Source organism: Luteimonas vadosa (assembly GCF_039543545.1).
In the GTDB taxonomy this organism is placed as follows: domain Bacteria; phylum Pseudomonadota; class Gammaproteobacteria; order Xanthomonadales; family Xanthomonadaceae; genus Luteimonas; species Luteimonas vadosa.
Window position 1 is genome coordinate 279,473 of sequence record NZ_BAABJY010000002.1, and the last position, 25,086, is coordinate 304,558.

Genomic DNA, 25,086 nt, shown 5'->3' on the forward strand with positions numbered 1-25,086 from the left:
GGCCGCCCGCATCGGCGGGCCGGGCGCCAGGCGCGAAGGCGTCAGACCACGTCCGGCTCGCTGAACGCCTCGATCTCGCCCTCGAACTCGCCGATCGGGATGCAACTGCAGAACACGTTCTTGTCGCCGTGCACGTTGTCCACCCGCGCCACCGGCGGCCAGTACTTCTGCTGGCGCAGCACGTCGAGCGGGAAGGCGGCGAGCTCGCGCGGATAGGCATGCGTCCATTCGCTGGCCGAGACCATGGCCGCGGTATGCGGGGCGTGCTTGAGCGGATTGTCCTCGCGGTCGAGCTTGCCGTCCTCGATGGCGCGGATCTCGTCGCGGATCTGGATCATGGCATCGCAGAATCGGTCGAGCTCGTGCAGCGATTCGGACTCGGTCGGTTCGACCATCAGCGTGCCCGCGACCGGGAAGCTGAGCGTCGGCGCATGGAAGCCGAAGTCGATCAGGCGCTTGGCCACGTCCTCGGCGCCAATGCCGGTGGCGTCCTTGATGCCGCGCAAGTCCAGGATGCACTCGTGGGCGACCAGGTCGTTGCGGCCGGTGTACAGCGTGTCGTAGTGCTCGGCGAGCCTGCGCGAGATGTAGTTCGCATTGAGCAGGGCGACCTGGGTCGCCTTGCGCAGGCCCTCCCGACCCATCAGGGTGATGTACATCCAGCTGATGGGGAGGATGCTGGCGGAGCCGAAGCTCGCGGCCGACACCATCCCGACCTCGCCATCGCCGCCGAGCACGCGCGGCAGGAACGGGGCCAGGTGCGACTTGACCGCGCAGGGCCCCACGCCGGGACCACCGCCGCCGTGCGGGATGCAAAAGGTCTTGTGCAGGTTGAGGTGGGAGACGTCCGAACCCCATTTGCCCGGCTTGGCCACGCCGACCAGCGCATTGAGGTTGGCGCCATCGGTATAGACCTGCCCGCCGTGGGCGTGCACGGCCTCGCAGATGGCGACGACGTCTTCCTCGAACACGCCGTGCGTGGAGGGGTAGGTGAGCATGATCGCCGCCAGGCGGTCGCTGAATTTCGCCGCCTTCTCACGGATGTCCTCGACGTCGACGTTGCCGTTCTTGTCGCACTTGGTGACGACCACGGTCATGCCGCACATCTGCGCCGACGCGGGGTTGGTGCCGTGGGCGGACTCGGGGATCAGGCAGATATCGCGGTGGCCCTCGCCCCGCGAGCGATGGTAGGCACGGATCGCCAGCAGCCCGGCGAACTCGCCCTGCGCGCCGGAGTTCGGCTGCAGGCTGACCGCGTCGTAGCCCGTGATCTCCACCAGCATCGCCTCGAGGCCGTCGATCAGTTCCTTGTAGCCCCGTGCCTGCGCGGCGGGTGCGAGCGGATGGATGTTGGCGAACTCCGGCCAGGTCACCGGGATCATCTCCGCGGTGCCGTTGAGCTTCATGGTGCACGAGCCCAGCGGGATCATGGTGCGATCCAGGGCAAGGTCCTTGTCGGCGAGCTGGCGCATGTAGCGCAGCAGCTCGTGCTCGCTGTGGTGGGTGTTGAACACCGGGTGGCGGAGGAAGTCGCCCCGGCGCAGCAGGTCCGGCGGCAATGCGTCCGGCGTGTCGGCGTCCAGCGCATCGATGTCGGCGATTTCCGCGCCGAACAGGCCCGCGAGCTGGACCACGTCGTGGCGGGTCGTGGTCTCGTCCAGGCTGATGCCGACGCTGCCGGCGTCGATGGCGCGCAGGTTGATGCCCGCATCGTCGGCACGCGCGTGCAGCTCCGCGGCGTCGATGCCGGTGACGTGCAGGGTGTCGAAGAAGGTGTCGCCGACGGCGATCCCGGCCTGGCGCAACGCGGCGGCCAGGAGCGCCGCGAGGCGATGGGTGCGGCGGGCGATGCGGACCAGGCCTTCAGGCCCGTGGTACACGGCGTACATGCCGGCCAAGACCGCCAGCAGCACCTGGGCGGTGCAGATGTTGGACGTAGCCTTCTCGCGACGGATGTGCTGTTCGCGCGTCTGCAGGGTCAGGCGGTAGGCGGGCTTGCCTTCGGCATCGATCGACACGCCGATCAGTCGCCCGGGCATGCTGCGCTTGTAGGCGTCGCGGCAGGCCATGAACCCGGCGTGTGGGCCGCCGAAGCCGAACGGCACGCCGAAGCGCTGCGAGTTGCCGACGACGATGTCCGCGCCCCAGGCACCAGGCGAGCGGATCAGCGTCAGCGCGAGCAGGTCGGTCGCCACCGCGACCACGGCGCCGCGGGCATGCACGGTGTCCGCGAGCGCCTTGTGGTCGCCGATGCGGCCGAAGGTATCCGGGTACTGCAGCAGCACGCCGAAGCTGTCGGCCTCGCCGGCCTCCGCGTCGTTGCCGACCAGCAGCTCGATGTCCAGTCCGTCTGCGCGCGTGCGCAGCACTTCCAGCGTCTGCGGATGGACGTTGCGCGAGACGAAGAACACGTTGGACTTCGACTTCGCCGAACGCTTGGCCAGGGTCATGGCCTCGGCCGCGGCGGTGGCCTCGTCCAGCAACGACGCGTTGGCGATCTCCATCCCGGTCAGGTCCGAGACCATGGTCTGGAAATTGATCAGCGCCTCCATGCGGCCCTGCGAGATCTCGGCCTGGTAGGGCGTGTACGCGGTGTACCAGGCGGGATTCTCGAGGATGTTGCGCAGGATGACCTTCGGCGTATGGGTGCCGTAATAGCCCTGGCCGATGAAGCTGCGATGCACGGTGTTGCGGTCGGCGATGGCGCGGATCTTGGCGAGCGCCTCCTCCTCGGTGACCGCTTCGGGCAGGTCCAGCGGTCCGCTGGAGCGGATCTTGCCGGGCACGATCGCGTCGGTCATCGCCTCGAGCGAGTCGAAGCCGACCACGCGCAGCATCTGCGCGATCTCGTCGTCGTTGGGGCCGATATGGCGCTCGACGAAGGCCGAATGGTGCTCGAGCGCGAGCAGGCTGGAGGCGTGCGGGGAGGGCTTGGAAGTCATGATTGGCGCCGATCAGGTGCGGCCAGGCCGCGGAATGGGCGCCCCTCTGTCCTTTTGCCTGAGAGTTTGGAAGCGCACCGCGCGGGCGGTGGGGGAGGTGACCGCCCCTGCGAACGCTTCTTGCCCCTTCGGCGCCGGCGCGTGCCCAGGGGGCAAGGCCGGTCTCTCCAGAGTGTCGGGGCATCCATTGCCCCACATGCGGCGGTCACGGGCCTGAGCGATTACGGGCGTTGCGCCTTCGGCAGCGGTGCGGGCCCCTGGAGGCTCGTCCGCTTCTCCCACCACATGGTTCGGAAGGGATTATAGCCCGGCGCCGCGGCCGGAGGATTCCGTATCCTGACGCCATGGACCATCCCGCCCCTGACATCGATGCGCCTCTTTCCGCGCCAGCCGCCGGGTCTTTGCCCCGCGAAATCCAATCGGCAAGCCATGCGGCCGGGCAGGCGGACCAATGGTTTCCGCGTGCGCTGGACCTGCTGCTGCACCATCCTGCCTTGCTGGTCGGCGTTGCCTACCTCGGGTCGGCGTTGATCGGCATCTGGTCGAGCTACTGGTTCTACCGCAGCTTCGGGATCCCGGTGGTCCAGTATTTCCAGTTCAGCGACTTCCTGATCGCAGGCCTGCGCGACCCGGTCAGCATCGTGTCCCTGGGTGCGTTGCTGGCCGCGCTGGGACTGTCCTACCTGCCCACGGTGTACGAATCGCGCCGTCCCGAAGCGGTGCGCGGCTTTCGACGGCACTGGTGGGGCCGCCTGGTATTCCCGAAGTGGGGCAGTCCCTTCATCGATCGCAAGTGGTACGAGCTCTCGCCCGGCACCACCTTGGCGATCGCGCTGGTGTTCGGGAGCGGAGCCCTGATCCAGTCCCATGCCCGGGACAAGGCCGATGCCCTCCTCGCCGGTGGCGGGCAGCCCATCCGGCTCATGCTGTCCGGCGAGTCGCGGCCGCTGGTGGGCCAGGCCCGGCTGCTGGGGACGAGCAGTGGTTACACGTTCCTCTACTGGCCCGCCAACGGACGCACCGAGGTGATCGCGCAGGGCGAACTCGGGCGCATCGAGGTGCTGCCGAGGCGCCGATACGATCCGGAGGCTGGACGGGGTGAGTGACGCGGCGCAGCCCCGGCCGCAGGCGGTGGGTCGCCTGGCGCTGTTGCTGGGCGGCCTGGCGATGTTCGGGCCGTTCTCGATCGACACGATCTTCCCGGCCTTCCCGCAGATGGGCGCCAGCCTCGGGGCTGACAAGCTGGCGATGCAGCAGACCATCAGCGTCTACCTGATCGCGTATGCGCTGATGAGCCTGGTGCACGGGCCGGTGTCCGACGCGGTCGGACGGCGCAAGGTGATCCTGGTGGGGTTGTTCGTCTTCGCGCTGGCGTCGGTGGGCTGCGCGATGTCGAGGGACATGACGACGATGCTGGCGTTCCGGGCCTTGCAAGGCCTGTCGGCCGGGGTGGGGCTGATCGTGGGCCGCGCGGTGATCCGCGACCTCTTCGACGGCGACGACGCGCAGCGCCTGATGAGCCAGGTGATGATGATCTTCGGCATTGCGCCGGCGATCGCGCCCATCATCGGCGGCTGGATCCTGGGCTGGGCGCAGTGGCCGGCGATCTACTGGTTCCTGGTGGCGTTCTCGCTGGCGCTGCTGGCGGCGACGTTCGCCTGGCTGCCGGAAACCTACCCGCCCGCAGCGCGCGCGTCGCTCTCGCCGCGCCTGCTGCTCCGCAACTACCTGGCGATCTTCCGCAATCCACGCTTCCAGCGGCTGGCGGCGTGCGGTGCGTTCAATTTCGCCGGGTTGTTCCTGTACATCGCCTCGGCACCGGCGTTCGTGCTGGACCTGCTGCGCCTCAACGAACGCCAGTTCGGCTGGTTCTTCGTGCCGATGATCGGCGGGATGATGCTGGGATCGTTCGCCTCGGGCCGGGCGGCGGGCCGGTTGGGGGCGGTCCGGCAGGTCGGCATCGGCTTCGCATGCTGTGGCGCGGCGGCCGTGGCCAACATCGCCTACAACGCCTTGGCCGAAGCACCCTCGTTGCCCTGGGCCGTGCTGCCGATGACGCTGACCGCCTTCGGTGTCGCGTTGGTGTTCCCGATCCTGACCCTGGCCATCCTCGACATGTACCCGCGCCAGCGCGGCGCGGCGTCGTCGCTGCAGGCCTTCACCAGCCTGGTGGTCAATGCGGTCGTCGCCGGCGTGCTGTCGCCGCTGCTCAGCCACGACGGGCTGCTGCTCGCCGTCGCTGGTGCCTGTTTCACCCTGGTGGCCTGGGCGTTCTGGTCCTGGGAGAAGGCACGGACGCGCTACCTGCCCCAGGGTCCGCTGCGGCCTGGGCTTCCCGGGCCGACCGAGCATGTCTAGGGCAGCGTGACCGGCGTCCCGCGGTCGACCTCCGCGCGGTACGCGCCCCTGACGAGTTCGTGGAAGTGGTGCACGCCGGTCTCGCGCGTCGGGTTCAGCCGACCGGCCTCGTAGGATCCCGACGCCAGCCCGCGCTGCACGTCCTCGCAGATGGCCAGGTCCTCGCGCTGCACCAAGTCGCTGAACTCGCGGTCGGCGTCGCGCCTGGCGCGCGCGGCGCTGCCGTCGTCGTCGCGGTAGTAGAAGTCGAATTCCACCCGGCACCGGTCCCCGCCCAGCGGGATGACGCGGTTGGTCTGCAGGCGCCCGGGCAGGATGTTGAGCATGGTGTTGGGCCACAGCCAGTAGTAGAGCGCGTCGCCACTGCCGTATAGCGAGTCGCCGCTTTCCAGCGGACTCCACTGCAGGGAGTGCCAGTCGGACAGCTCGGTCCGGTAGCTGCGGTAGTCGAGCAGGCGGTTGAGCTTGGGATGCACGTGCGGCAGGTGGTAGCCCTCGAGGAAATTGTCCACGTAGACCTTCCAGTGGCAGGCGATGTCGTAACCGATCCTTTGGTGGTGGCCGTAGCCGGCAAGGTCGCGATCGTCGCCCACGCGCGCGTCGATCCCGGCCACGAGCGCATCGAAATCGCCTGCGTGCTCGCTGCCGGCGAACACCAGCCCCTGCCACACGCGCACCTGCAGTGCGGGCAGGCGCACGGAGGCGAGGTCGAAGTCTTCCGCACCCGCCATCTCCGGCGCGGAGCGGAGCACCCCGTCCAGGCCATAGGTCCAGCCGTGGTAGCGGCAGCGCAGGGCCTTGGCCCCCTTGCCGTCGCAGGTGGCGATCGGTCCGGCGCGATGGCGGCAGACGTTGTGCAGCACGCGGATCGCGCCGTCCTGGCCGCGGACGGCGAGCACCGGCAGGCCAGCGAGGTCCGCCACGACATGGTCGCCAACCGCTGCCAGCTGGCAGGCGTGCGCGACCAGGTGCCAAGAGCGGTCGAAGATCGCGCGGCGGTCCAGCGCCGCCACCCCCGGGTCCACGTAGAAGCGCGCGGGCAGGGCGGTGGCGCGGCAAGCGGGCTGCGGGGCCAACGATCGGGGATGGAGGCCGGTGGCGTTGCGGTCCATGGGGCGAGTATCGCCCATGGCCGGTCGATTCAACTGGCGGGTCGCGCGGGCAACTCCAGCACGAACTCGATCGATTCGTCGGTCCCGTCCCCCGCGTCCAGGCGGCCGCCGTGGGCCTCCGCGATCGCGGAGGCGATCATGAGGCCAAGGCCGAGGCCTTCGTCCGGGGGTTCGGGGTGGGGGCCGGCAAGCAAGGCTTCGGCGAAGTCCGCCTGCGCGCCCGGGCTGGTGATGGTGCAGTGCATCCGCATGCGGTCCGGGGCCGCCCAGTCGACGTGCGCGCGGACGGGCGCCTGTTGCGTGCGCGACGTGCGCAGCCCGAGCAGCGACTTGAGCAGTTGCCCGAGCCGGACCGCGTCGCCTTCCAGCTCGATGGCACCGGCATCGGGTGCGTAGGTGATCTCCGGCGGGTTCGCTTCCAGCTGCGAGGAGAGGTGTTCGATGAGCAGCTGGAGGTCGAGCGGTTCCAGGCGTGTCAGCATGCGTCCCTGCTCGGCGCGGCCAAGATCGCTGATCTCGTGGATCATGCCGTCCAGTCGCGCGATCTGGCGTTCGAGCACGGCGAACAGCTCGTTCCGTTCCCCTTGCGCGAGCGATTCGTCGCGGAGCAGGTAGATCGCGACCTGCATCGGCGACAGCGGTCCGCGCAGGTCATGGGCGAGCCGGTGCATCCAGTGCCTGGAGCGGTTGGCGCTCACGGGGCCGTCGCCTGCATGCCGGCGGTCGCGGCGTCGGCGCAGATGCGGCGGATGGCCTCGAGCTGCGGCGGCTTGACCAGGTGCTCGTCGAATCCCGCAGCGCGCGTGCGCGCGCGGTCCTCCGGCTGCCCCCAGCCTGTGACGGCCACCAGGATCAGCGCAGGCGCATTGCCATCGCGGCGCAGGCTGGTGGCGATGTCGTAGCCGCTGCGCCCCGGCATGCCGACGTCGAGGAACACCACGGCGGGCGCGAAGCGCTCGATTTCCTTCTCGACCAGCAGCGGGTCGTAGACCTGGGCGACGTCGTGACCCAGCATCCGCACCATCATCGCCAGCGTGTCGGCCGCGTCGCGGTTGTCGTCGACCACCAGGACCCGGGTGCGGCTCGCCAGGCCGGGACCGTCCCCGGGGCCGGACGCGGCAACGGCAGGGGACTGCCTCGACGCAACCTGCCCCGGACCGTCGCGACGGGACCCTGAAAGTCGGATGCGAAAGACGGGACCGGTGCCGAGTCCGGCGCGTTCGACCTCCCCCGGTCCGACACGCGTGGCGCGGACGCTCGTGCGTGGCGCGGATCCTGTCGTCTGCCGTGTCGCCATCCAGCGCCCCCGGGCCGGCCAGTATTCCCCGGCAACATACGGACTCAATCGTGAGGGCGGCGTTCACCCGCGCATCACATCCGCCGGTGGAGCAAGGGTGGAGGTTGCAGACGCCACGCTGCCCCGGGCCGCCACGCCGGCCCGGGGGCGTTCGTGATCAGATTGCGACCGGCGCGCTCTTCCGGGCTGCGGTCGATGGCGTGCCTGGCGGCGGGGCAGTGCGGGGCGCGGCCGGTGCCGACGGGTTTCGCTTGCTCCCCGCCGCGGCGGCCTGCCAACCGCAGGTCTTGCCCTCGTTCTGCTGTTTCAGCCACTCCTGCAGCGGCGAGAAGTACTCGAGCACCGCGCTTGCGTCCATCTTCTCGCCGCCGGTCAGTTCCTTCATCGTCTTTTGCCACGGCTGGCTGTTGCCCTTGGACAGCATCGCCCAGAACTTGTCGCCCGCGGCCTTGTTGCCGTAGAAGCTGCACTGGTAGAGCGGGCCGTTGTACCCGGCCGCGTCGCACAGGGCCTTGTAGAACTGGAACTGCAGCACGTGCGACAGGAAGTAGCGGGTGTAGGGCGTGTTCCCGGGCACGTGGTACTTGGCGCCCGCGTCGAAGAAGTCCTCGCCGCGCGGGGTGACGGGCGCGACGCCCTGGTACTTCGCCTTCAGGTCCCACCAGGCCTGGTTGTAGTTGGCGGCGGTGATGCTGCCGTCGAACACGCCCCAGCGCCAGCGGTCGATCATCAGGCCGAACGGCAGGAACGCGACCTTCGCCAGCGCCATGCGCATCTGCGAGTTGATCAGCGCGTCGTTGCCCTGTTCCTGCGCCCCCACGAGTCCGATGGAATGCAGGTAATCGGGCGTCATCGCCAGTTCGACGGTGTCGCCGATCGCCTCGTGGAATCCGTCGTGTGCGCCGCCCTGGAACAGCGGTGGCAGCTTGTTGTAGGCCAGGTAGTAATAGACGTGGCCCAGCTCGTGGTAGATGGTGAAGAAGTCTTCCTCGTTGGGCTTGATGCACATCTTGGTGCGCACGTCGCCGGCCAGGTTCATGTCCCAGGCGCTGGCGTGGCAGACCACGTCCCGGTCGCGCGGCTTGATGAACTGCGTCTTCTCCCAGTAACTGTCTGGAAGCTTGGGCATGCCCAGCGAGGTGTAGAAATCCTGGGCGCGCTCGGTCATCGCCTTGGCGCTGTCGAGCTGCGCCTGGCGCGCGATCTCGACCCTGCGGTCGGTGTCGATCAGCGCGTTCTCCCGGACCATCAGGTCGTTGAGACCGGCCTGGTACTGGCGTTCCAGGGCGCTGCCCACGTCGAGGTCGCCGGCGTTGGGGTAGGGCTGGAGGATCGGCCAGAGGTTGCCCCAATCCTGCTGCCACATGTTGCCCATCAGGTGCGCGGGCAGGAGGCCATTGACCGATCCCTTGCCCGGGTACTTGGCGTCCAGCTTGGTGCGGGCGTAGCAATGCAACTGCTCGTACAGCGGCTTGACCTGGCCCCAGAGCCGGTCGGTCTCGGCGGCGATCTCCGCCGGCGGCATGTCGTAGCCGGCGCGCCAGATCTCGCCGGCGTCGGCGAAACCCAAGTCGCGCGCGCCTTCGTTCACTAGGCTGACGAAGCTGGTGTAGTCCTTGCGCATCGGGACCGAGATGGTGTGCCAGCCCTGCCAGGCGTCGAGCTGTTCCTCGTAGCTGGCGTTCGGGTCGGCCAGCACCTCGGAGAGTTCGCCCAGTTCGCGGCAGCTCTTCGAGTCGCCCTTGACCTTGCAGTACGCGCCCGAACCGTACATGCCCTCCATCTTGGTCGCGATCCTGGTCAACTCCGCGAGCTTCGCCGGGTCGCGGGGCGGCGGCATCGAGGTGCCCAGCTTCAGCAGCATGATCGCGCGCGCCGTCTCGGGCGACATCTCCTGGCCCTCGAAGCGCCGCGCCTGCTCGATCCACTGGTTGAGCTGCGTCAGCCAGCGTTCGTTGCCCTTCGCCGACAGCAGCTGGCTGTCGTCGGTGATATAGGTCGAGGCAAGCCATTGCGACGCGGTCAGCTCCGGGTACATCTCGCGGAATTCCGCGTTGACGCGGGCGATGAATTCGTCCGCGGTCTCCTTGTCGAGGTCGGCCTGCGACATGCCGCCGGGGGCAGCGGTATCCTGCGTGGGCTCGCGCTTGCAGGCCGGGAGCGACAGCGTCGCCACCACGGCGACGGCGAGAACGGCATGGCGTAGGGTCACGGGGCAATCCTGTACGGGCGCACTGGGGCGGGGAGGGGCAGGCTAGGCCGGAGGCGCCGTGGCCGCAAGTGCGGGAGGCGGGGTCTGCCTAGGGCTCCCGCAGCTTGCGTCCTTCGGTCACGATTCCCCGATCGGCCAACCATTGCCAGGCCTCGTCGGCGTCGTGTTCGAAATACGCCCGCGCCGAACCGAGTCGGAAGGTGTAGCCCCAGGCGTCCATGTCGGCCAGGATCCGCGCTTTCCCGACCCCGGGCAGCGCCTCTCCCAGCAGCACCTGCAGCAGGCAGGCGGCATCCTCTTCCTCGATCGAGTCGGTGGCGTCCGTATGCACGGTCGCACGGCGGTCGGCGGGCAGGACGACCAGGTGCGCGGCCTCGTGCAGCAACGAATGCAGCGGCGTATCGCCTCGTGCGTGGACGGTATTGCCGACCAGCCCGGCCTCGGGTTCGCCCCAATAGCTGCCGGGGATCGGGGCACCGTCGGGGACCATCGCCAGGCGCAGGCCGTACCGGGCGAGTAGCGCATCGAGGGCGTCGGCGTCGGCATCCCGCGCCAGCAACATGCCTGCGGGGAGCGGGTCGGGCGCGAACCCGGCCGCCGTGTGGGGGATCGATCCGGCCGTCACTGCCGGCCCGAACGGTGGTGCATCGCGTCGTCGCCCGGAGGTCGCTAGGCCGCCGACTCGCGCGCGTCGGGCAGGCAGACGGAGATGTCGAGCACGTCGTGGTCCCCGTCCTTGGCCAGGTCGACCTTGACCGCATCGACGTCGACGCTGACGTACTTGCGGATCACCTCGAGCAGTTCCCGCTGCAGCAGGGGCAGGTAGTCCGGGGCGCCGCGGGAGCTGCGCTCCTGGGCCACGATGATGCGCAATCGCTCCTTGGCGATCGAGGCGGTGTTCTTCTTGGTCTTGAGGAAATCGAACAGTCCCATGCCTCAACCCCCGAAGAGCTTGTTGAAGAATCCCTTCTTCTCGACCTGGGTGAAGCGCATCGGGCGCTCCTCCCCCATCAACCGGGCGACGGCATCGTCGTAGGCCTGTCCGGCGGGGGATTCGAGGTCGAGGATCACCGGCTCGCCCTTGTTTGAGGCATTGAGCACGTCGCCGGACTCCGGGATGACGCCGATCGTCTTCAAGCCGAGCACTTCCTCGACGTCGACCACCGACAGCATCTCCCCGCTCGCCACCCGCTGCGGGTTGTAGCGGGTCAGCAGCAGGTTGGCCTTCAGTGATTCGCCGGCCTCGGCCTTCCGGGTCTTGGAGTCGAGCAGGCCGAGGATGCGGTCGGAGTCGCGCACGCTGGACACCTCCGGGTTCACCACCACCACCGCCTGGTCGGCGAAGTACATGGCCAGGAAGGCGCCCTTCTCGATGCCGGCGGGAGAATCGCAGACCACGTAGTCGAAGCCGTCCTCGGCGAGATCGTCGAGCACCTTCTGCACGCCTTCCTTGCTGAGCGCGTCCTTGTCGCGGGTCTGCGACGCGGCCAGCACGAAGAGGGTGTCGAAGCGCTTGTCCTTGATCAGCGCCTGTTTCAGCGTGGCCTCGCCCTGGGTGACGTTCACGAAGTCGTACACCACGCGGCGCTCGCAGCCCATGATCAGGTCGAGGTTGCGCAGCCCCACGTCGAAGTCGATGACCGCGACCTTCTTGCCGCGGCGCGCGAGGCCGCACGCCAGGCTGGCGCTGGTGGTGGTCTTGCCGACGCCGCCCTTGCCAGAGGTGACCACGATGAATTCAGCCAAGTTCTAATCCTCCAAGATGACGCCGTTGTTTCCCGTGCCGCTGTCGTGCACACGGACGGGGTGGGGTTGCTGCAAGGGCGCGGCCGGAAGCCGCGCGGACGGAGATGGCGGGACTCAGGATGCCAGTCATGGCGCCGGCGGGCCATCGAGTGTGGCGAGCTTGAGCTCGTCGTGCTCCAGCCAGACCTGCACCGGCTTGCCGCGCAACTCCTTGGGGATGTCCTCGAGCACCTTGTAATGCCCGGCGACCGCGACCAGTTCGGCATGGAAGGCGCGGCAGAAGATGCGCGCCTTCTCGTTGCCCTGCGCGCCGGCGAGCGCGCGTCCCCGCAGCGGACCGTAGATGTGGATGGAGCCATCGGCGATGACCTCGGCGCCGGCCCCGACGGAGGCGAGCACGGTGAGGTCGCGGTTCTCGGCATAGACCTGCTGGCCCGAACGCACCGGCGCGGCCTGCATCAGCCCGGGTTCGCCGCCGCCCTTCGCGACCTCGGTGGCGCTTGCGGTCGCCGTCTCGCTCCGGGGGGCAGTCGAGGCCGCGATGGCATCGGCCTGGGGCTCCGCCGCTTCCGCGGGTGCCGCGGCGGAAACGGGGGAGGCGGATTCGTACTGCGCACGGAACTTGGAGAGCAGCGGTAGCCCCAGTGCGACGGCGAGCTTCTCGTTCTCGCTGCTGCCGTAGGCCAACGCGACGGGAAGCACCCCTGCGCTCCGGAGCGCATCGAGGAGGTCGCGAGCCGTCGCGGCGTCGGGCGTGGCGGCGAGCCCGCCGAAATCGACGATGACCGCGGCACGCTCGAACAGCTTGGGCGCGCGCGAGACGCGATCGCGCATCTCCTCGCCCAATCGGGCGACATCCAGGGTGCGCACGCGAAGGTTGGCGATCCCGACCTGGCCGATCTTGAGTTCGCCGGCCGGCTCGTAGTCGACTGACGAGGCCACGCGCGCAGGACTCACGCCCCCGGACCCGTGGCCGAATGCCGGTCCTGCTGCCGGGGCTGCGGTAACCAGCTGGCTTCGGGCAATGCCTCGCCGTAGTGCTCGCGCACCCAGTCGTAGCTGCACAACTCCTTCGTCAGCATCGAGGCGCGCACGCCTTGCGCCTGATCGGTGGCGGGCATCACGTGCTGGCCGACCTCGGTGAACCCGAAGCTGCCGTGGAACAGCCGGGCCGGGTCGCTGTCGTGTTCGGTGAACACCTCGCAGGCCAGCACGGGGTAGCGCAACTCGGCATAGCTCTGCACGTCGGCGTAGAAGGCGCGGCCGACGCCGCCCCCGCGCCGCCGGCTGGCGACGACGATGCGGTCGATGTAGAAGAAACGGTCGAGGTGCTCGCGGAACCAGCGGAAGTTGCTGCTGTCGTGGTCGCCGTCGCTGCCGAATCCGACCAGGAACCCGACCAGGCCGCCGTCGCGCTCCGCGACCCGGAAGTATTCGGCGTTGGCGTAGAAACGGCGGAGACGGGTGCTGTCGAGCGGCAGGATGGCGGGTCCGGCGGCGTTGTTGAGGGCAAGGACGGAATCCAGCTCGTGCTCGCGCACGTCGCGGACAGCAATCGACATTCCAGACTCCATTCAGTCAGCCAGTGGGACGCCTTGCAGCGCTTGCAGACAGGGGTTGGGCCGGACGATCCGGAACGGACGGCATCCGCGCAGCCGGATCGTTCGGCCGTGGGCGATTATCGCATGCCGCGCCGCGGCAGGGCGACCGGCACGGCCCCCGGGGCATGACTTCCGGAGGGGTCGGGGGCGCGGCTTTGCGCCTACACTGCGGGGATGCTTGCGCTCCTCGACCACAATCGGCTGCTGCGCTACGCCGGGCTGTTCACCTGGGGCGTCATCGGCCTGCCGCTGCTGATGCTTTCGATGCAGCCGGTCGAGTACGCGGGCTTGCCGGGCGAGGATCCGGTGCTCGCCGCCCGCATCGGTTGGCAGGCGTGGATGGCGTATGCGACCTTCGGGTTCAGCTACGCCTGGCTGACGCGCGACCTTGGCGGGCGCCGCGTCACCCTCCTGGACTACACACTGCTGGTCTGGCTGACGGGCAGCGCGATCGCGCTGAGTTACTTCAGCGGCAGCGGACTGGGCAGCATCCTGCTGATGGTGGTCGCATGCGTCCTCCCCTGGCTGTTGCCACTGTGGGTGGGCGTGGCCTGGCTGGTGGTCAGCGAACTGGTGGTGGTGCCGGTGTACGTGCGCTGGCTCGACATGTCCTGGCCGGAGGCGGTGATGCAGTCCGTCCTGTACGTCGGCTTCACCGGCTTCGTGTTCGTCACCAGCCTGGTCGCCCGGCAGCAGGCCCAGGCACGCGACGAGCAGCGCCGGCTCAATACCGAGCTGCGCGCCACCCGGGCGCTGCTGGCCGAGAGCGTGCGCGTCAACGAACGCACGCGGATCTCGCGGGAGCTCCACGACCTGCTCGGCCACCACCTGACCGCGCTGAGCCTGAACCTGGAGGTCGCGAGCCACCTGGCCAGCGGCCAGGCGAAGCAGCATGTCGGCCAGGCGCACACGCTCGCCAAGCTGCTGCTCAGCGACGTGCGCGAGGCCGTCAGCCAGATCCGCGACGACGACGCCATCGACATGGCCGCCACCTTGCAGCCCCTCACCGAACGCGTACCCGGGTTGCGGATCGACCTGGGGTTGCCGGATCCGTTCCTGATGACCGACCCCGAGCGCGCCCACGTCCTGTTGCGCTGCACGCAGGAAATCATCACAAACGCCGTGCGCCATGCCCAGGCGCAGCGCCTGCGACTGGATTTCGTCGCCAGCCGCGACGCGATCCGGGTGCACGCCCGCGACGATGGCCGCGGCGCAGAGTCGGCGACCGCCGGCAACGGCCTGCGCGGGATGCGCGAGCGCTTGGCCGACTATGGCGGTTCGCTCGAGGTCGAGACCCGGCCGGGAGAAGGTTTCGCGCTGAGGCTTTGCCTGCCGCTGGAAGAGTCCCTCGCGCCCGCCACGGGCGAGCCGCCGGCCGAACGTGGCTCCGGAGCGCCCTGCTCCGACCACAATGAGGGGGGCAGCCCGGCTCCGCGCACCGTCCACACCGCGGCCCACGTGGCCCAGGAGACTTCAAGCAAATGACCAGCGAAGGCAAGAACAGCGCCAAGATCCGAGTCTGCCTGGTCGACGACCAGAACCTCGTGCGGCAGGGCATCCGGTCGCTGCTGGCGCTCGATGGCGGCATCGAGGTGGTGGGCGAGGCCAGCGACGGCAAGCAGGCGGTCGACCTGATCCCGGAGCTGGGGCCGGACGTCGTGCTCATGGACATGCGCATGCCGGTGATGTCCGGGCTGGAGGCACTGCAGGCCCTGTCCCGGACGGGCCAGTTGCCGCCCACGATCATCCTCACCACGTTCGACGACGACCAGCTGGTGCTGGCCGGGCTCAAGGCCGGGGCGAAGGGCTACCTGCTCAAGGACGTGTCGCTGGACCAGCTGGTGGGTGCCATCCGCACCGTTTCAGAGGGCGGGTCCCTGGTGCAGCCGGCGGTGACGCAGCGGCTGCTTTCGGGCCTGGAGCACATGCGCAACGACTTCGTCAGCCTGGATCGCCCCGATCCGCTGACCGACCGCGAGACGGAGATCCTGCGGCTGATGGCGTCCGGGTTCTCGAACAAGGAGATCGCCAATTCACTGGGCGTGGCGGAGGGCACGATCAAGAACCACGTGTCCAACATCCTCAGCAAGCTGGGGGTTCGCGACCGCACCCGCGCGGTGCTCAAGGCCTTCGAACTGAAGCTGGTCTAGGGGCGGTTGCGCCCGGCCCTCGACCGGACCCTCCCGGGGCAGGGTGCCATCCTGGGTCGTCGTCCTCGCCGCTGGCCCAGGGCAGCCCGCGCCGGGCCGTCGCAGATGGGGGATTGCCGGGACCCGGCGTTCCGCTTTTGCCCGGCGTTCACCGGGCGCCGCCGCGCGTCCGTTCCCGCCATCCCTCCGGCTCGCGCGGTGCGGCTCGCCCGCCAAGGCGCAACTTGCTACGATTGCCGGTCTGCGCCCCGGCCACGGCCGGCCCCGGTCCCGGAGAATCCTGAATGACCCGTCTGCTCGAACTCCTGATTTCCATGGCGATCGTCGCCGTGCTGTTCCTGATCGTCGGTGCGGTACTGCCGTCAAGCCGCACGCTGACCGAAACGGTCGAGACGAACCGCAAGATGACGATCGTCTACGACACCCTGAACAGCATGCGCCGCTTCGACGATTGGCACGACCTGGCGCTGTACGACCCGAACATGACGTTCGAGCTCTCCGGTCCCGAATCCGGCGTCGGCGCGCGACTGGACTACAGCTCGGACAACCCGCAGGTCGGCAGCGGCAGCTGGGAGATCGTCGAGAGCGTCCCCAACGAGCGCATCGTCTATGACGTCCGCAACAGCCATCGCGGCGACAACAAGCGTTACGAGATCCTGCTGGAGCCCACCGGCCGCAGCGGACGCAACGTGCAGATCACGCAGAAGTACCGCGTCGACTACGGCTGGGACCTGCTCGGCCGCTATTCGGGGCTGTACGTGGCCCGCAACGTTGGCGACTCGATGGAGCGCAGCCTTGGCCGCCTGACAAACATGCTGGCGACGGTGCCGAACGTCGACTACCGCGTCGAGGGCAGCAAGCTGACCGGATTGGCGGCCGTCGACCGCCCGGCCGAGCACCTGCTGGTGGTCCCGGCGGGCGCGGTCGAGCGCAACAACGAGAAGATCAAGGAATCGATGAAGTCCAACATGGAGTGGATCAAGCGCACCCTGGACGCCAACGGCCTCGTCGCCGCCGGCCCGATGCGCATCGTTTCCACCGAACTGGGCCGCGAGAACTACACCTTCGACGTCGCCCAGCCGGTACGCCGCCGCGGCACCGGCGAGGCCGCTGCCGATGATGCCGGCGACGATGGCGATGAGCCGGCCCCGCAAGCGCTGGCGTCTGCCGACGAGCCGCTGGAAGGCCTGGAGCTGCTGGGCCCCGTGGTCTATACGCAGGTGCCCCCGACGCGTGCCGCGAAGGCGGAGTACACCGGATTCATGGCGGAGCTGGACAACGTGCGCAATGCATTGCGCGCCTGGGCGGTGACCCAGGGGTACGAGGTCACGGACCGTCCCTACGAGGTGTACGAGAACGGCATCGACAAGGCCTTCACCGCCGAGGGCGAGTACGAGGTCTACTGGACGATCAAGGGACCGAAGCAATAAGCAGCGACCGGCAAGCACCGTCGTGTTGCCAGGAACGCCGCATCCATGGATGCGGCGTTTCGCTTTGTGCCATGCGGAGTCGGTGAGCCGGGTGCCGGATCCCGAACGGCGCGAGGTTGCGCGACGCGCGCTGGGCTCGGCGGGCGCGGCGGTTGCCGCCTTGTCGATCGCCTTGGCCGCATACGCGGCGCATGGGGCCGGCGATGCGCAACGCGACACGCTGCAGTTGGCCGCCGTGCTCGCCCTGGTGCATGGCGTCGCGCTCGTCGTGCTCGCGCCCCGGCCGGGGCGCCGGCTCGGGCTGCTGGCGCTTGGAGTGTTGCTGCTCGGCACGCTCCTGTTCGCCGGCTCCATCGCGCTCGCGGACCTGGCCGGGATCGCCCCACGCCTCGCGCCCGTGAGTGGCGCGTTGCTTGCCCTGGGTTGGTTGTTGCACGCCATCGAAGCCTGGAGGAGCTGATGCCACGGTTCAGGCGGGGATTCGATACCGAGGCCGCCTACACGCACCTGGCCCGTGCCGACCGCAAGCTCGGCGCCTGGATGAAACGCATCGGGCCCATCGCGCCGGACCCGCGTTGGCGCAAGTCCTTCGATCCGGTCGATGCACTGGCGCGCGCGATCCTCTACCAGCAGCTCAGCGGCAAGGCCGCGGCGACCATCGTCGGGCGCGTCGAAGCCGCGATCGGCAGCACCCGCTTCCATGGCGACACCCTCGGCCGGGTTGACGACGCCGGACTGCGTGCCTGTGGCGTGTCAGGCAACAAGGCCAGGGCACTGCGCGACCTCGCGCAACGCGAAGCCGCCGGCGAGATTCCCGATCCGCGCCGGATGTCGGCCATGGGCCAGGACGCCATTATCGAGGCCCTGGTGCCGATCCGTGGCATCGGCCGGTGGACAGTCGAGATGATGCTGATGTTCCGGTTGGGCCGCCCCGACGTGCTTCCGGTCGATGACCTGGGCATCCGCAAGGGGCTGCAGGCGGTCGACCGGCTCGACGTGCTGCCCAAGCCGCGCGCGCTGGTCGAGCGCGGCGAGCGCTGGGGGCCATATCGCACCTACGCCAGCTTGTACCTGTGGCGGATCGCGGATGCGGCGGCGGCCGGCACGACCGCCAGCCGGTCGCAGGATTGACCTCGGCCTTCAGGGCGCCTGCGCGGCCCGCATCCGCGAGCCGCTCAGGACCACCAGCAGCACGCCGCCGAGGACCGCGGCCGAACAGGCCACCAGGCGAAGGCTGAGCACTTCGGCCAGCAAGGCGACCCCGCCGAGCGCGGTCAGCACCGGCACGCTGAGCTGGAGGATCGAAGCCCGCAATGCGGACAGCCGCGGAAGCACCGCGTACCACACCGCGTAACCCAGCCCCGAGGCGAGCGCGCCCGAAGCGGCGGCGAGAGCGATTCCCGAGGGATCCAAGGACAGGCTCCCGGAAGCGGCCAGCGCCAGAAGGGCCGCGAACGGCAATGTCCGCAGGAAGTTGCCTGCGGTTTCGCCGAGGGGATCCAGCGCCCGCCCTCCCCGCAGGGAATAGGCGCCCCAGGCGATGCCCGCGCCGACCATGGTCAGCGCGCCATCGAGCGGTGGGGCCGTGGCCCCTGGCAACAGCAGGGCGGCCAGCCCGACGAGCGCTAACGCGAAGCCCGCCAACTGGATCGCCCGGAAACGCTCGCCCCGCGCCATCCCGGCACCGATCATCGTCGCCTGCACCGCGCCGAACAGCAGCAAGGCGCCGGTGGCGGCGGACAGCTGCACGTAGGCGAACGAGAACGCCGCGGCGTACGCGAACAGCGCAATGGCCGACGGCCAGTTGCCGCCGCCCCCGCCCGTGGAGGCCGAATGCCGCATCCGGAGCAGCACCCAAAGCACGAGCGCCCCCGAGGCGAGGCGGACCACCGTGAAGCCCGCGGCGTCCATTGCAGTGCCGGCCAGCGCCGCACGACACAACAGCGAGTTGCCCGCGAACGCGAGCATGGCCAGGCTTGCGAGGGAGGCCGTCCTGCCATCGAGGCTGGCGTGCGAGGCATTCATGGGCTGCGCCGATTGTCGCATCGGGGTCGGCATGCGACGCGGGCGGCATCCGCCATCCGGATCACGATGCCCGGACGTGGGCCCCGGACGATGGCTGCAGCGCGATCAGCAAGCCGCGCGCCGCATTGAAGCGGTCGCCGGGTTCCGGCAGGTCGAGGGTGACCCGGAGTTTGTCCGGGCCGTCCATCCGGTAATGCTTCGGTTGTCCCTGGATCATCCGGATGACGGCCATCGGATCGACGTCCGGCTTCTCGACGAACTGCACCCGCCCGCCGTTGGGACCGAGGTCGAGCTTGCGGATTCCCAGCGCCGTGGCCTGCAGCTTCAGCTCCGCGGTCTGGAAGAGGTGCTTGGCGGCCTCGGGCAGCAGGCCGAAACGATCGATCATCTCCACCTGCAGCTCGCGGAGTTCGTCGGGCGAGCGGGCGGAGCTGATCCGCTTGTACAAGGTCAGGCGGGTGTGCACGTCGGGCAGGTAATCCTCTGGAATCAGCGCGGGCACGTGCAGCACCACGTCGGCACCGTGGTCGTGCGCGGCGTCCAGGTCGGGGAGCTCGCCACGCTTGATCGAGCGCACCGCGCGCTCGAGCAGCTCGGTGTAGAGGCTGAACCCCACCTCGGCCATCTGCCCGCTCTGGTCCTCGCCCAGCAGTTCGCCTGCTCCACGGATCTCGAGGTCGTGGGTGGCCAGGGTGAAGCCCGCGCCCAGCTCGTCCATCGCCGCGATCGCATCGAGCCGCTTGCGGGCGTCGCTGGTGATCGAGCGCTTGTCGGGCACCACCAGGTAGGCGTAGGCGCGATGGTGCGAGCGGCCGACGCGCCCGCGCAGCTGGTGCATCTGCGCCAGGCCGAACCGGTCGGCGCGATTCATGATGATGGTGTTCGCGTTGGGGATGTCGATGCCGGATTCGATGATGGTCGTGCACAGCAGGACGTTGAAGCGCTGCTTGTGGAAGTCGAGCATCACCCGTTCCAGCTCGCGCTCGGGCATCTGCCCGTGTGCGACGCCGATGCGCGCCTCCGGGACCAGCGCCTCCAGTTGCCGTTGCATGCGGCCGATGCTTTCGACGTCGTTGTGCAGGAAGTAGACCTGGCCGCCGCGCGCCAGTTCGCGCTGGAACGCTTCCCGCAACAAGGCATCGTCCCAGGGCACGACAAAGGTCTGCACCGCCAGCCGGTGGGCCGGCGGCGTGGCGATGATCGCGAGGTCGCGCAGGCCGGCCATGGCCATGTTGAGCGTGCGCGGGATCGGCGTGGCGGTCAGGGTGAGCAGGTGCACGTTCGCGCGCAGGGCCTTCAGCGCCTCCTTCTGGCGCACGCCGAAGCGTTGTTCCTCGTCGACGATGACCAGCCCGAGGTCCTTGAAGCGCACGTCCTTCTGCAGCAGGCGGTGCGTGCCGACGATCACGTCCAGCGTGCCGTCGGCGATGCGCGCGATCTCGGCCTTGATCTCCTTGGGCGTCTTGAAGCGCGACAGCACCTCCACGCGGATCGGCCAGTCCGCGAACCGGTCGGCCATCGTCCGGTAGTGCTGTTCGGCCAGCAGGGTGGTGGGCACCAGCACGGCCACCTGCTTGCCGGCGGTGGCGACGGCGAAGGCCGCGCGCACCGCCACTTCGGTCTTGCCGAACCCCACGTCGCCGCAGACCACGCGGTCCATCGGCTGCGAGGACTGCAGGTCGTGGAGCACGGCTTCGATCGCCGTGTGCTGGTCCGGCGTTTCCTCGAACGGGAAGGTGGCGGCGAAAGGCTCGTAGAGGCTGCGGTCGACGTCGATCGCCAGCCCGGCGCGGGCCTGGCGCTTGGCCTGGATTTCCAGCAGCTCGGCGGCGACGTCGCGGACTTTTTCGGCGGCCTTGCGCTTGGCCTTGGTCCATTGCTCGCCACCCAGCGAGTGCAAGGGCGCGGTCTCCGGCGACGCACCGGAGTACCGGCTGACCAGGTGCAGCTGGGCGACGGGCACGTACAGCCGGTCGCCCTTGGCGTATTCGATGTCCAGGTATTCGCCGGTTTCGCCGCCGGCCTCCAGCGTCACCAGGCCCCGGTAGCGGCCCACGCCGTGGTCCTCGTGCACGATCGGCGCACCCTCGGAGAGCTCGCCGAGGTCGCGGATGATCGCCTCGGGTTCCCGGCCCGCCCGCTTGCGTCGCCGCGGCTGCAACGCGCGCTCGGGGAACAATTGGCGCTCGGTGAGCACGGTGACCTGCGGGGTATCGAGCGCGAACCCGTCCTCGAGCGGGGCGACGCCGATGGCGAATCGCGGCGCGTCGCCCGACGCGGGCGCCGGGAGGAAGTCCGACCAGGCTTCGACGACTTGCGGGGACAGCTCGGCAGCCCGCAATACTTCCAGCAGCGCCTCGCGGCGGCCGGCGGAATCTGCGGCGACCAGCGCGCGGCCCGGATACGCGGCAAGGAAGGACTTCAGTGCGGCCGCCGGTGCGGCGTCACGGGCCGCGATCGGGAGATCCGGAGCGGGCTGGTCGCCGAGCGGCTGGGCATCGGCGTAGCGGGGATGCTCCGGGCCGCAGACCTCGATGCGCCGACCCTCGTTGAGCCGCTCCCGCAACGCATCGGGCGGCATCCACAGCATGTCGGGGGGCAGGATCGGTCGCTCGATGTCGTGGCGGCGCTGCTCGTGGCGTTCGCCGGTCTGCTTCCAGAACTGGTCTGACGCGGACAGTGCTCCATCGCCGACCACCGGCAAGGTGGATGCATCCATGTAGTCCAGCAGGGTCGCGGTTCCGCCCTTGCGCGATGCATCGAAGAACAGCGGCAGGTAGTACTCGATGCCCGCCGGCGCCGCCCCGGCCTTGAGGTCCTGGTACAGGGCGCTGCGGCGGGTATCGATGTCGAAACGCTCGCGCAGCGCGGACATGGCGCGTTCGATGCCGGCCTCGTCGAGCGGGATCTCGCGGCCTGGCAGCAGGCGCACGGCCTCGACCTTGTCCAGGGAGCGCTGCGTTTCGGGGTCGAATGCGCGGATCGTGTCGATGGCGTCGTCGAACAGCTCCACCCGGTACGGCGCGTCGGCGCCCATCGGAAACACGTCCAGCAAACCGCCCCGGACCGCGAAATCGCCGGGGTCGAATACCTGCGGCACGTTGCGGTAGCCGGCCGACTCCAGCCGGCGCTTCTCGGCATCCATGTCCAGGCGTTGCCCCGTGCGCACGTCGAAGGTATTGCCGATCACGTACGACAGCGGCGCCAGCCGTTGCATGAGCGTCTGCACCGGCACCACGACGACGCCGCGTCGCAGGGTGGGCAGGCGATGCAGGGTGGCCAGTCTCCGGGAGACGATGTCCGGATGCGGGCTGAACTGGTCGTACGGCAGGGTTTCCCAATCCGGGAACGGCAGGACCGGTAATCCGGCGTCGCCACCGGCCAGCGTGCGCAGATCCGATTCCAGCTGGTGGGCGCCGTGGTTGTCGCGGGCGATGGCCAGGAGCGGACCGTCGTGCGCCTCGGCGGCACGCAGCACCATCCATGCGTACGCGGACACGCTCGCGGGCAGGCGCCAGTACGCACGCGGGCGACCGGCCTGCGGCAGCGGTGGGGGGGTGGAGTGGGGGGAAGACATCGAACCGCCGATTTTAGCCGATGCCCGCGTCGCGGCCGGCTGGCCTGGCCAGCGTGATCAACCCTGCCAGCGCTCCCGCTTCCCCCAGGCCGGGCACGTCCCGGCGCTACGCCGGCTGCAGGTCCAGGACCACGCGGGCCAGGCCAGGCGAATCGCCCTCCTCGCGCCGGAAGCCCAGCGACTCCAGCAGGCCGAGCATGGCCTGGTTGCTTTCCAGCACGTCGCCGCGCAGCCGCTCGAGGTCCTTGCCGCGCGCCCAACGCACGAGGCGACGCATGAGGTGGCGCCCGAGCCCCATTCCTGAAACGTAATGGCTGACCAGGATGGCGAACTCGGCATCGCGCGTCCCGTCGATGATCGAGGCGCGCGCGACCCCGCCGATCAGTGCCTCCCCGGGGGGCAGTGGTTCGGCGACGACCAGCGCGAACTCGGTCTTCGGGTTCGGCCGCGTCAGCTTGTGCGCCATCTCCTGCGAGAGTTCCTTCATCGCGTACAGGAAGCGCTGGCGGATTTCATCGGGCTTGAGCAGCTCGAACCCCGCGCGCAAGGTCGTTGCATCGTCGGGACGGATCGGGCGGATGAGCACGTCGCGGCCGTTGGCAAGGCGCAACTCTTCGTGCCACGGCGGTAGGCGGTTTCTGGCGACCATGGCCCATCGTGGCACGAGGCCGCGAGGGCGTCGCGTGAAAGGGCCGTGCGGAGACTATCCGGTGCTTCAGTCCACTCGCTGCGCGACCGGGTCTGAACCCCCTCGCAGCTTGCCGATCGCGGTGACCAGGGCCAGCACGATGGCGCCGGCCACGATCCCGACCGCGGCATTGAACGCGCTGCTCACCAGCCATCCCTGCGGACCCGCGGCGTACGGTTCGATGAAATGCTCCAGCAAGCCGATGCCGTGGACCAGGATGCCGCCGCCAACCAGGAACATCGCCGCCGTCCCGGCCACCGACAGGAACTTCATCAGCCAGGGGGCGCCTCGGAGGATCGCGCGGCCGATCGCTTGGCTGGCGCTGCCGCTGCCTTCGCGCATCATGCGCAGGCCCAGGTCGTCGAGCTTGATGATGCCCCCGACCAGTCCGTAGACGCCGACGGTGATCACCACGGCCACGACGAACAGGACCCCGAGCTGTGTCATGAACGGCTTGTCCGCGACGGTGCCCAGCGTAATGACGATGATCTCCGCGGACAGGATGAAGTCGGTGCGGATGGCGCCTTTGATCTTCCGGTTCTCGAACGCGACCATGTCCACGCTTTCGTCCGCGACGGCCTGGACGAGTTGGGCGTGGTGTTCGGCATCCTTGTCCTTGCTGTGGAGCCACTTGTGGGCGAGCTTTTCCACCCCCTCGTAACACAGGTAGGCACCGCCGAGCATCATCAAGGCCGTGATGATCGGGACGTCGATGCCTTGCCCGTGGAGCCATCGCTCGAGCGCGGCCAATGCCAGCGCCGCCGGGATCAGGATGAGCTTGTTGAGTGACGAGCCCTTGGCGACCGCCCAGACCACGGGCAGTTCGCGATCCGCCTTGACGCCCGAGACCTGCTGCGCATTGAGCGCCAGGTCGTCGCCCAGGACGCCGGCTGTCTTCTTGGTGGCGACCTTGGTCATGACCGCCACGTCGTCCAGCAAGGTGGCGATGTCGTCTAGCAGCGCGAAGAAACTGGAAGCCATGGCGGATGATCCGGTGGGAGCGCGACGATTCTGTCACAGCGCCGATGACGTGGCCGGAAGGGCCTCGGGCAAAGGAAGCCAAGGGGTTCGCCCGCGACTTCAGGCCGGTGGCCGCAACCACTCCATGCGCCACGACGCACCGGCCTCGCCCAGCAGCTCGCAGAGCACGGGCAAGGCGGGAGCCAGCGCCTGCTGCAATTGCCACGGCGGATTGAGCAGCAACAGCCCGCTGCCGTTCATGCGCAGCGGGGAGTCGTCGCGGCGCACCAGCAGCTCGACGACCAGCGCCGACTGCGCGGGCAGGTCGGCTGCGCGCCGCTGGAATGGCTGCAGCGTGCGCCGCAGCTTGATGGGGTACCAGAGCATGTAGCAGGCTTGCGCCCAGCGCCGGAGGCCGGTCCGCAAGGCGGCGATCGCCGCGTCGAATTCGGCAAGCTGGGCCTCGTAGGGCGGATCCACCAGCACCAGTCCACGGGCGATCCTCGCCTGGCCGTGGCGGGGTGGAAGCAGGGCGGGAATGGCGGCATAGCCGTCCCGCGCATGCACCACGACCCGCTTGTCCGCCGAGAACGTGCGCTCCAGCGCCAAGGCCTCGGCGGGCTGCAACTCGCAGCAGGCGATGCGGTCCTGGTCGCGCAATGCATGGGCAAGCAGCCAAGGGGAGCCGGGGTAGGCATGGCGGCCATGCATGGCCCTGCATGCATCGACCGCGGCGAGATAGCGCGCGAGCGCAGGGACGGAGAAGGCCTGGTGGCCGAAGGCCTCCACGCCGCCGGCTGCCTCGCTGGTGCGCCGGGACATCTCGCCGTCCAGGGCGTACAGGCCGCGGCCGGCGTGGGTATCGAGTGCGAACATCGGCGCCGGCTTGGCCACAAGTGCATCGCATACCGCCAGCAGCACGACGTGCTTCAAGACGTCGGCGTGGTTGCCCGCATGGAAGGCGTGTCGGTAGTTCATCGCCGGCGCA

At 69.2% G+C, this 25,086-nt stretch carries 21 protein-coding genes, 1 pseudogene and 2 riboswitches; of the genes and pseudogenes, 7 read left to right on the top strand and 15 right to left on the bottom strand.

The annotated features are described in order from the left end of the window. Positions 1-41 precede the first annotated feature (41 nt). Positions 42-2,942, bottom strand: a complete 2,901-nt coding sequence (gcvP, locus tag ABD970_RS07140; protein WP_345294822.1) for an aminomethyl-transferring glycine dehydrogenase — start codon at positions 2,940-2,942, stop codon at positions 42-44. A 42-nt stretch (positions 2,943-2,984) separates the two neighbouring features. Further along, positions 2,985-3,117, bottom strand: a riboswitch (glycine riboswitch). Positions 3,118-3,134: 17 nt separating this feature from the next. Beyond that, positions 3,135-3,233, bottom strand: a riboswitch (glycine riboswitch). A gap of 53 nt (positions 3,234-3,286) precedes the next feature. Between gcvP and ABD970_RS07145 the strand changes: the two genes are divergently transcribed. Continuing rightward, positions 3,287-4,048 (top strand): hypothetical protein, encoded by a 762-nt coding sequence (locus tag ABD970_RS07145; RefSeq protein ID WP_345294823.1) that lies wholly within the window; start codon positions 3,287-3,289, stop codon positions 4,046-4,048. Positions 4,049-4,082: 34 nt separating this feature from the next. Next, positions 4,083-5,300, top strand: coding sequence for a multidrug effflux MFS transporter (locus ABD970_RS07150; RefSeq protein ID WP_345295669.1), 1,218 nt, complete (start codon positions 4,083-4,085; stop codon positions 5,298-5,300). Here the strand turns inward: ABD970_RS07150 and ABD970_RS07155 are convergent. The 9 genes from ABD970_RS07155 to ABD970_RS07195 form a co-directional block, all read right to left on the bottom strand. Next, positions 5,297-6,412, bottom strand: coding sequence for an aromatic ring-hydroxylating oxygenase subunit alpha (locus ABD970_RS07155; protein WP_345294824.1), 1,116 nt, complete (start codon positions 6,410-6,412; stop codon positions 5,297-5,299). The genes ABD970_RS07150 and ABD970_RS07155 overlap by 4 nt on opposite strands. Positions 6,413-6,441: 29 nt before the next feature. Next, positions 6,442-7,110 (bottom strand): sensor histidine kinase, encoded by a 669-nt coding sequence (locus ABD970_RS07160; RefSeq protein WP_345294825.1) that lies wholly within the window; start codon positions 7,108-7,110, stop codon positions 6,442-6,444. Beyond that, positions 7,107-7,478, bottom strand: a complete 372-nt coding sequence (locus tag ABD970_RS07165; RefSeq protein ID WP_345294826.1) for a response regulator — start codon at positions 7,476-7,478, stop codon at positions 7,107-7,109. Before ABD970_RS07165 ends, ABD970_RS07160 begins: the two co-directional genes overlap by 4 nt. Positions 7,479-7,866: 388 nt before the next feature. After that, complete coding sequence (locus ABD970_RS07170; RefSeq protein WP_345294827.1) at positions 7,867-9,921, bottom strand: M2 family metallopeptidase; 2,055 nt, start codon at positions 9,919-9,921, stop codon at positions 7,867-7,869. 88 nt (positions 9,922-10,009) lie between these two features. After that, entirely contained in the window at positions 10,010-10,483 is a 474-nt protein-coding gene (locus ABD970_RS07175) for a hypothetical protein (protein ID WP_345294828.1), read from the bottom strand. A 107-nt stretch (positions 10,484-10,590) separates the two neighbouring features. Continuing rightward, positions 10,591-10,854, bottom strand: coding sequence for a cell division topological specificity factor MinE (gene minE / locus ABD970_RS07180; protein ID WP_345294829.1), 264 nt, complete (start codon positions 10,852-10,854; stop codon positions 10,591-10,593). A 3-nt stretch (positions 10,855-10,857) separates the two neighbouring features. After that, positions 10,858-11,667 carry a septum site-determining protein MinD gene (minD, locus tag ABD970_RS07185; RefSeq protein WP_345294830.1) on the bottom strand — a complete coding sequence of 270 codons (810 nt, stop codon included), beginning with the start codon at positions 11,665-11,667 and terminating at the stop codon, positions 10,858-10,860. A gap of 126 nt (positions 11,668-11,793) precedes the next feature. Next, on the bottom strand, positions 11,794-12,609 hold the full coding sequence (minC, locus tag ABD970_RS07190) for a septum site-determining protein MinC (protein ID WP_345294831.1): 816 nt from the start codon (positions 12,607-12,609) through the stop codon (positions 11,794-11,796). An 11-nt stretch (positions 12,610-12,620) separates the two neighbouring features. Further along, on the bottom strand, positions 12,621-13,229 hold the full coding sequence (locus tag ABD970_RS07195) for a GNAT family N-acetyltransferase (protein WP_345294832.1): 609 nt from the start codon (positions 13,227-13,229) through the stop codon (positions 12,621-12,623). 213 nt (positions 13,230-13,442) lie between these two features. Between ABD970_RS07195 and ABD970_RS07200 the strand changes: the two are divergent. The 5 genes and pseudogenes from ABD970_RS07200 to ABD970_RS07220 form a co-directional block, all read left to right on the top strand. Further along, a pseudogene (locus tag ABD970_RS07200) lies at positions 13,443-14,627 on the top strand (sensor histidine kinase); the annotation flags it as partial. A 122-nt stretch (positions 14,628-14,749) separates the two neighbouring features. Next, positions 14,750-15,418: a response regulator gene (locus ABD970_RS07205; protein WP_345294833.1), complete on the top strand. Its 669-nt coding sequence runs from the start codon at positions 14,750-14,752 to the stop codon at positions 15,416-15,418. A gap of 284 nt (positions 15,419-15,702) precedes the next feature. Further along, the gene (locus ABD970_RS07210) at positions 15,703-16,848 is read left to right on the top strand and encodes a polyketide cyclase (protein WP_345294834.1); all 1,146 of its coding nucleotides are present in this window, start codon (positions 15,703-15,705) and stop codon (positions 16,846-16,848) included. A 49-nt stretch (positions 16,849-16,897) separates the two neighbouring features. Next, entirely contained in the window at positions 16,898-17,308 is a 411-nt protein-coding gene (locus tag ABD970_RS07215; RefSeq protein ID WP_345294835.1) for a DUF423 domain-containing protein, read from the top strand. Then, positions 17,308-17,979: a DNA-3-methyladenine glycosylase family protein gene (locus tag ABD970_RS07220; protein WP_345294836.1), complete on the top strand. Its 672-nt coding sequence runs from the start codon at positions 17,308-17,310 to the stop codon at positions 17,977-17,979. The genes ABD970_RS07215 and ABD970_RS07220 overlap by 1 nt, the downstream gene beginning before the upstream one ends. A gap of 9 nt (positions 17,980-17,988) precedes the next feature. On the opposite strand, the gene ABD970_RS07225 is transcribed toward ABD970_RS07220, so the two are convergent. From ABD970_RS07225 to ABD970_RS07245, 5 genes are all read right to left on the bottom strand, one after another. Then, positions 17,989-18,873 (bottom strand): EamA family transporter, encoded by an 885-nt coding sequence (locus tag ABD970_RS07225; protein WP_345294837.1) that lies wholly within the window; start codon positions 18,871-18,873, stop codon positions 17,989-17,991. 61 nt (positions 18,874-18,934) lie between these two features. Beyond that, positions 18,935-22,450 carry a transcription-repair coupling factor gene (gene mfd, locus ABD970_RS07230; RefSeq protein ID WP_345294838.1) on the bottom strand — a complete coding sequence of 1,172 codons (3,516 nt, stop codon included), beginning with the start codon at positions 22,448-22,450 and terminating at the stop codon, positions 18,935-18,937. Positions 22,451-22,556: 106 nt separating this feature from the next. Further along, positions 22,557-23,099, bottom strand: coding sequence for a GNAT family N-acetyltransferase (locus tag ABD970_RS07235; RefSeq protein WP_345294839.1), 543 nt, complete (start codon positions 23,097-23,099; stop codon positions 22,557-22,559). Positions 23,100-23,165: 66 nt separating this feature from the next. Next, positions 23,166-24,119, bottom strand: a complete 954-nt coding sequence (locus ABD970_RS07240; RefSeq protein ID WP_345294840.1) for a DUF808 domain-containing protein — start codon at positions 24,117-24,119, stop codon at positions 23,166-23,168. Between the two features lie 99 nt (positions 24,120-24,218). After that, entirely contained in the window at positions 24,219-25,076 is an 858-nt protein-coding gene (locus ABD970_RS07245) for a 23S rRNA (adenine(2030)-N(6))-methyltransferase RlmJ (RefSeq protein WP_345294841.1), read from the bottom strand. Between the last annotated feature and the right edge of the window lie 10 nt (positions 25,077-25,086).

Coding starts and splice junctions, on each gene's coding strand:
- ABD970_RS07215 (WP_345294835.1), top strand. CDS start 16,898: ATGCGGCGTTTCGCTTTGTGCCATGCGGAGTCGGTGAGCCGGGTGCCG.
- ABD970_RS07235 (WP_345294839.1), bottom strand. CDS start 23,099: ATGGTCGCCAGAAACCGCCTACCGCCGTGGCACGAAGAGTTGCGCCTT.
- minE (WP_345294829.1), bottom strand. CDS start 10,854: ATGGGACTGTTCGATTTCCTCAAGACCAAGAAGAACACCGCCTCGATC.
- ABD970_RS07240 (WP_345294840.1), bottom strand. CDS start 24,119: ATGGCTTCCAGTTTCTTCGCGCTGCTAGACGACATCGCCACCTTGCTG.
- ABD970_RS07225 (WP_345294837.1), bottom strand. CDS start 18,873: ATGAATGCCTCGCACGCCAGCCTCGATGGCAGGACGGCCTCCCTCGCA.
- gcvP (WP_345294822.1), bottom strand. CDS start 2,942: ATGACTTCCAAGCCCTCCCCGCACGCCTCCAGCCTGCTCGCGCTCGAG.
- ABD970_RS07195 (WP_345294832.1), bottom strand. CDS start 13,229: ATGTCGATTGCTGTCCGCGACGTGCGCGAGCACGAGCTGGATTCCGTC.
- ABD970_RS07155 (WP_345294824.1), bottom strand. CDS start 6,412: ATGGACCGCAACGCCACCGGCCTCCATCCCCGATCGTTGGCCCCGCAG.
- ABD970_RS07145 (WP_345294823.1), top strand. CDS start 3,287: ATGGACCATCCCGCCCCTGACATCGATGCGCCTCTTTCCGCGCCAGCC.
- ABD970_RS07175 (WP_345294828.1), bottom strand. CDS start 10,483: ATGTTGCTGGCGCGGGATGCCGACGCCGACGCCCTCGATGCGCTACTC.
- ABD970_RS07220 (WP_345294836.1), top strand. CDS start 17,308: ATGCCACGGTTCAGGCGGGGATTCGATACCGAGGCCGCCTACACGCAC.
- ABD970_RS07245 (WP_345294841.1), bottom strand. CDS start 25,076: ATGAACTACCGACACGCCTTCCATGCGGGCAACCACGCCGACGTCTTG.
- ABD970_RS07205 (WP_345294833.1), top strand. CDS start 14,750: ATGACCAGCGAAGGCAAGAACAGCGCCAAGATCCGAGTCTGCCTGGTC.
- ABD970_RS07210 (WP_345294834.1), top strand. CDS start 15,703: ATGACCCGTCTGCTCGAACTCCTGATTTCCATGGCGATCGTCGCCGTG.
- mfd (WP_345294838.1), bottom strand. CDS start 22,450: ATGTCTTCCCCCCACTCCACCCCCCCACCGCTGCCGCAGGCCGGTCGC.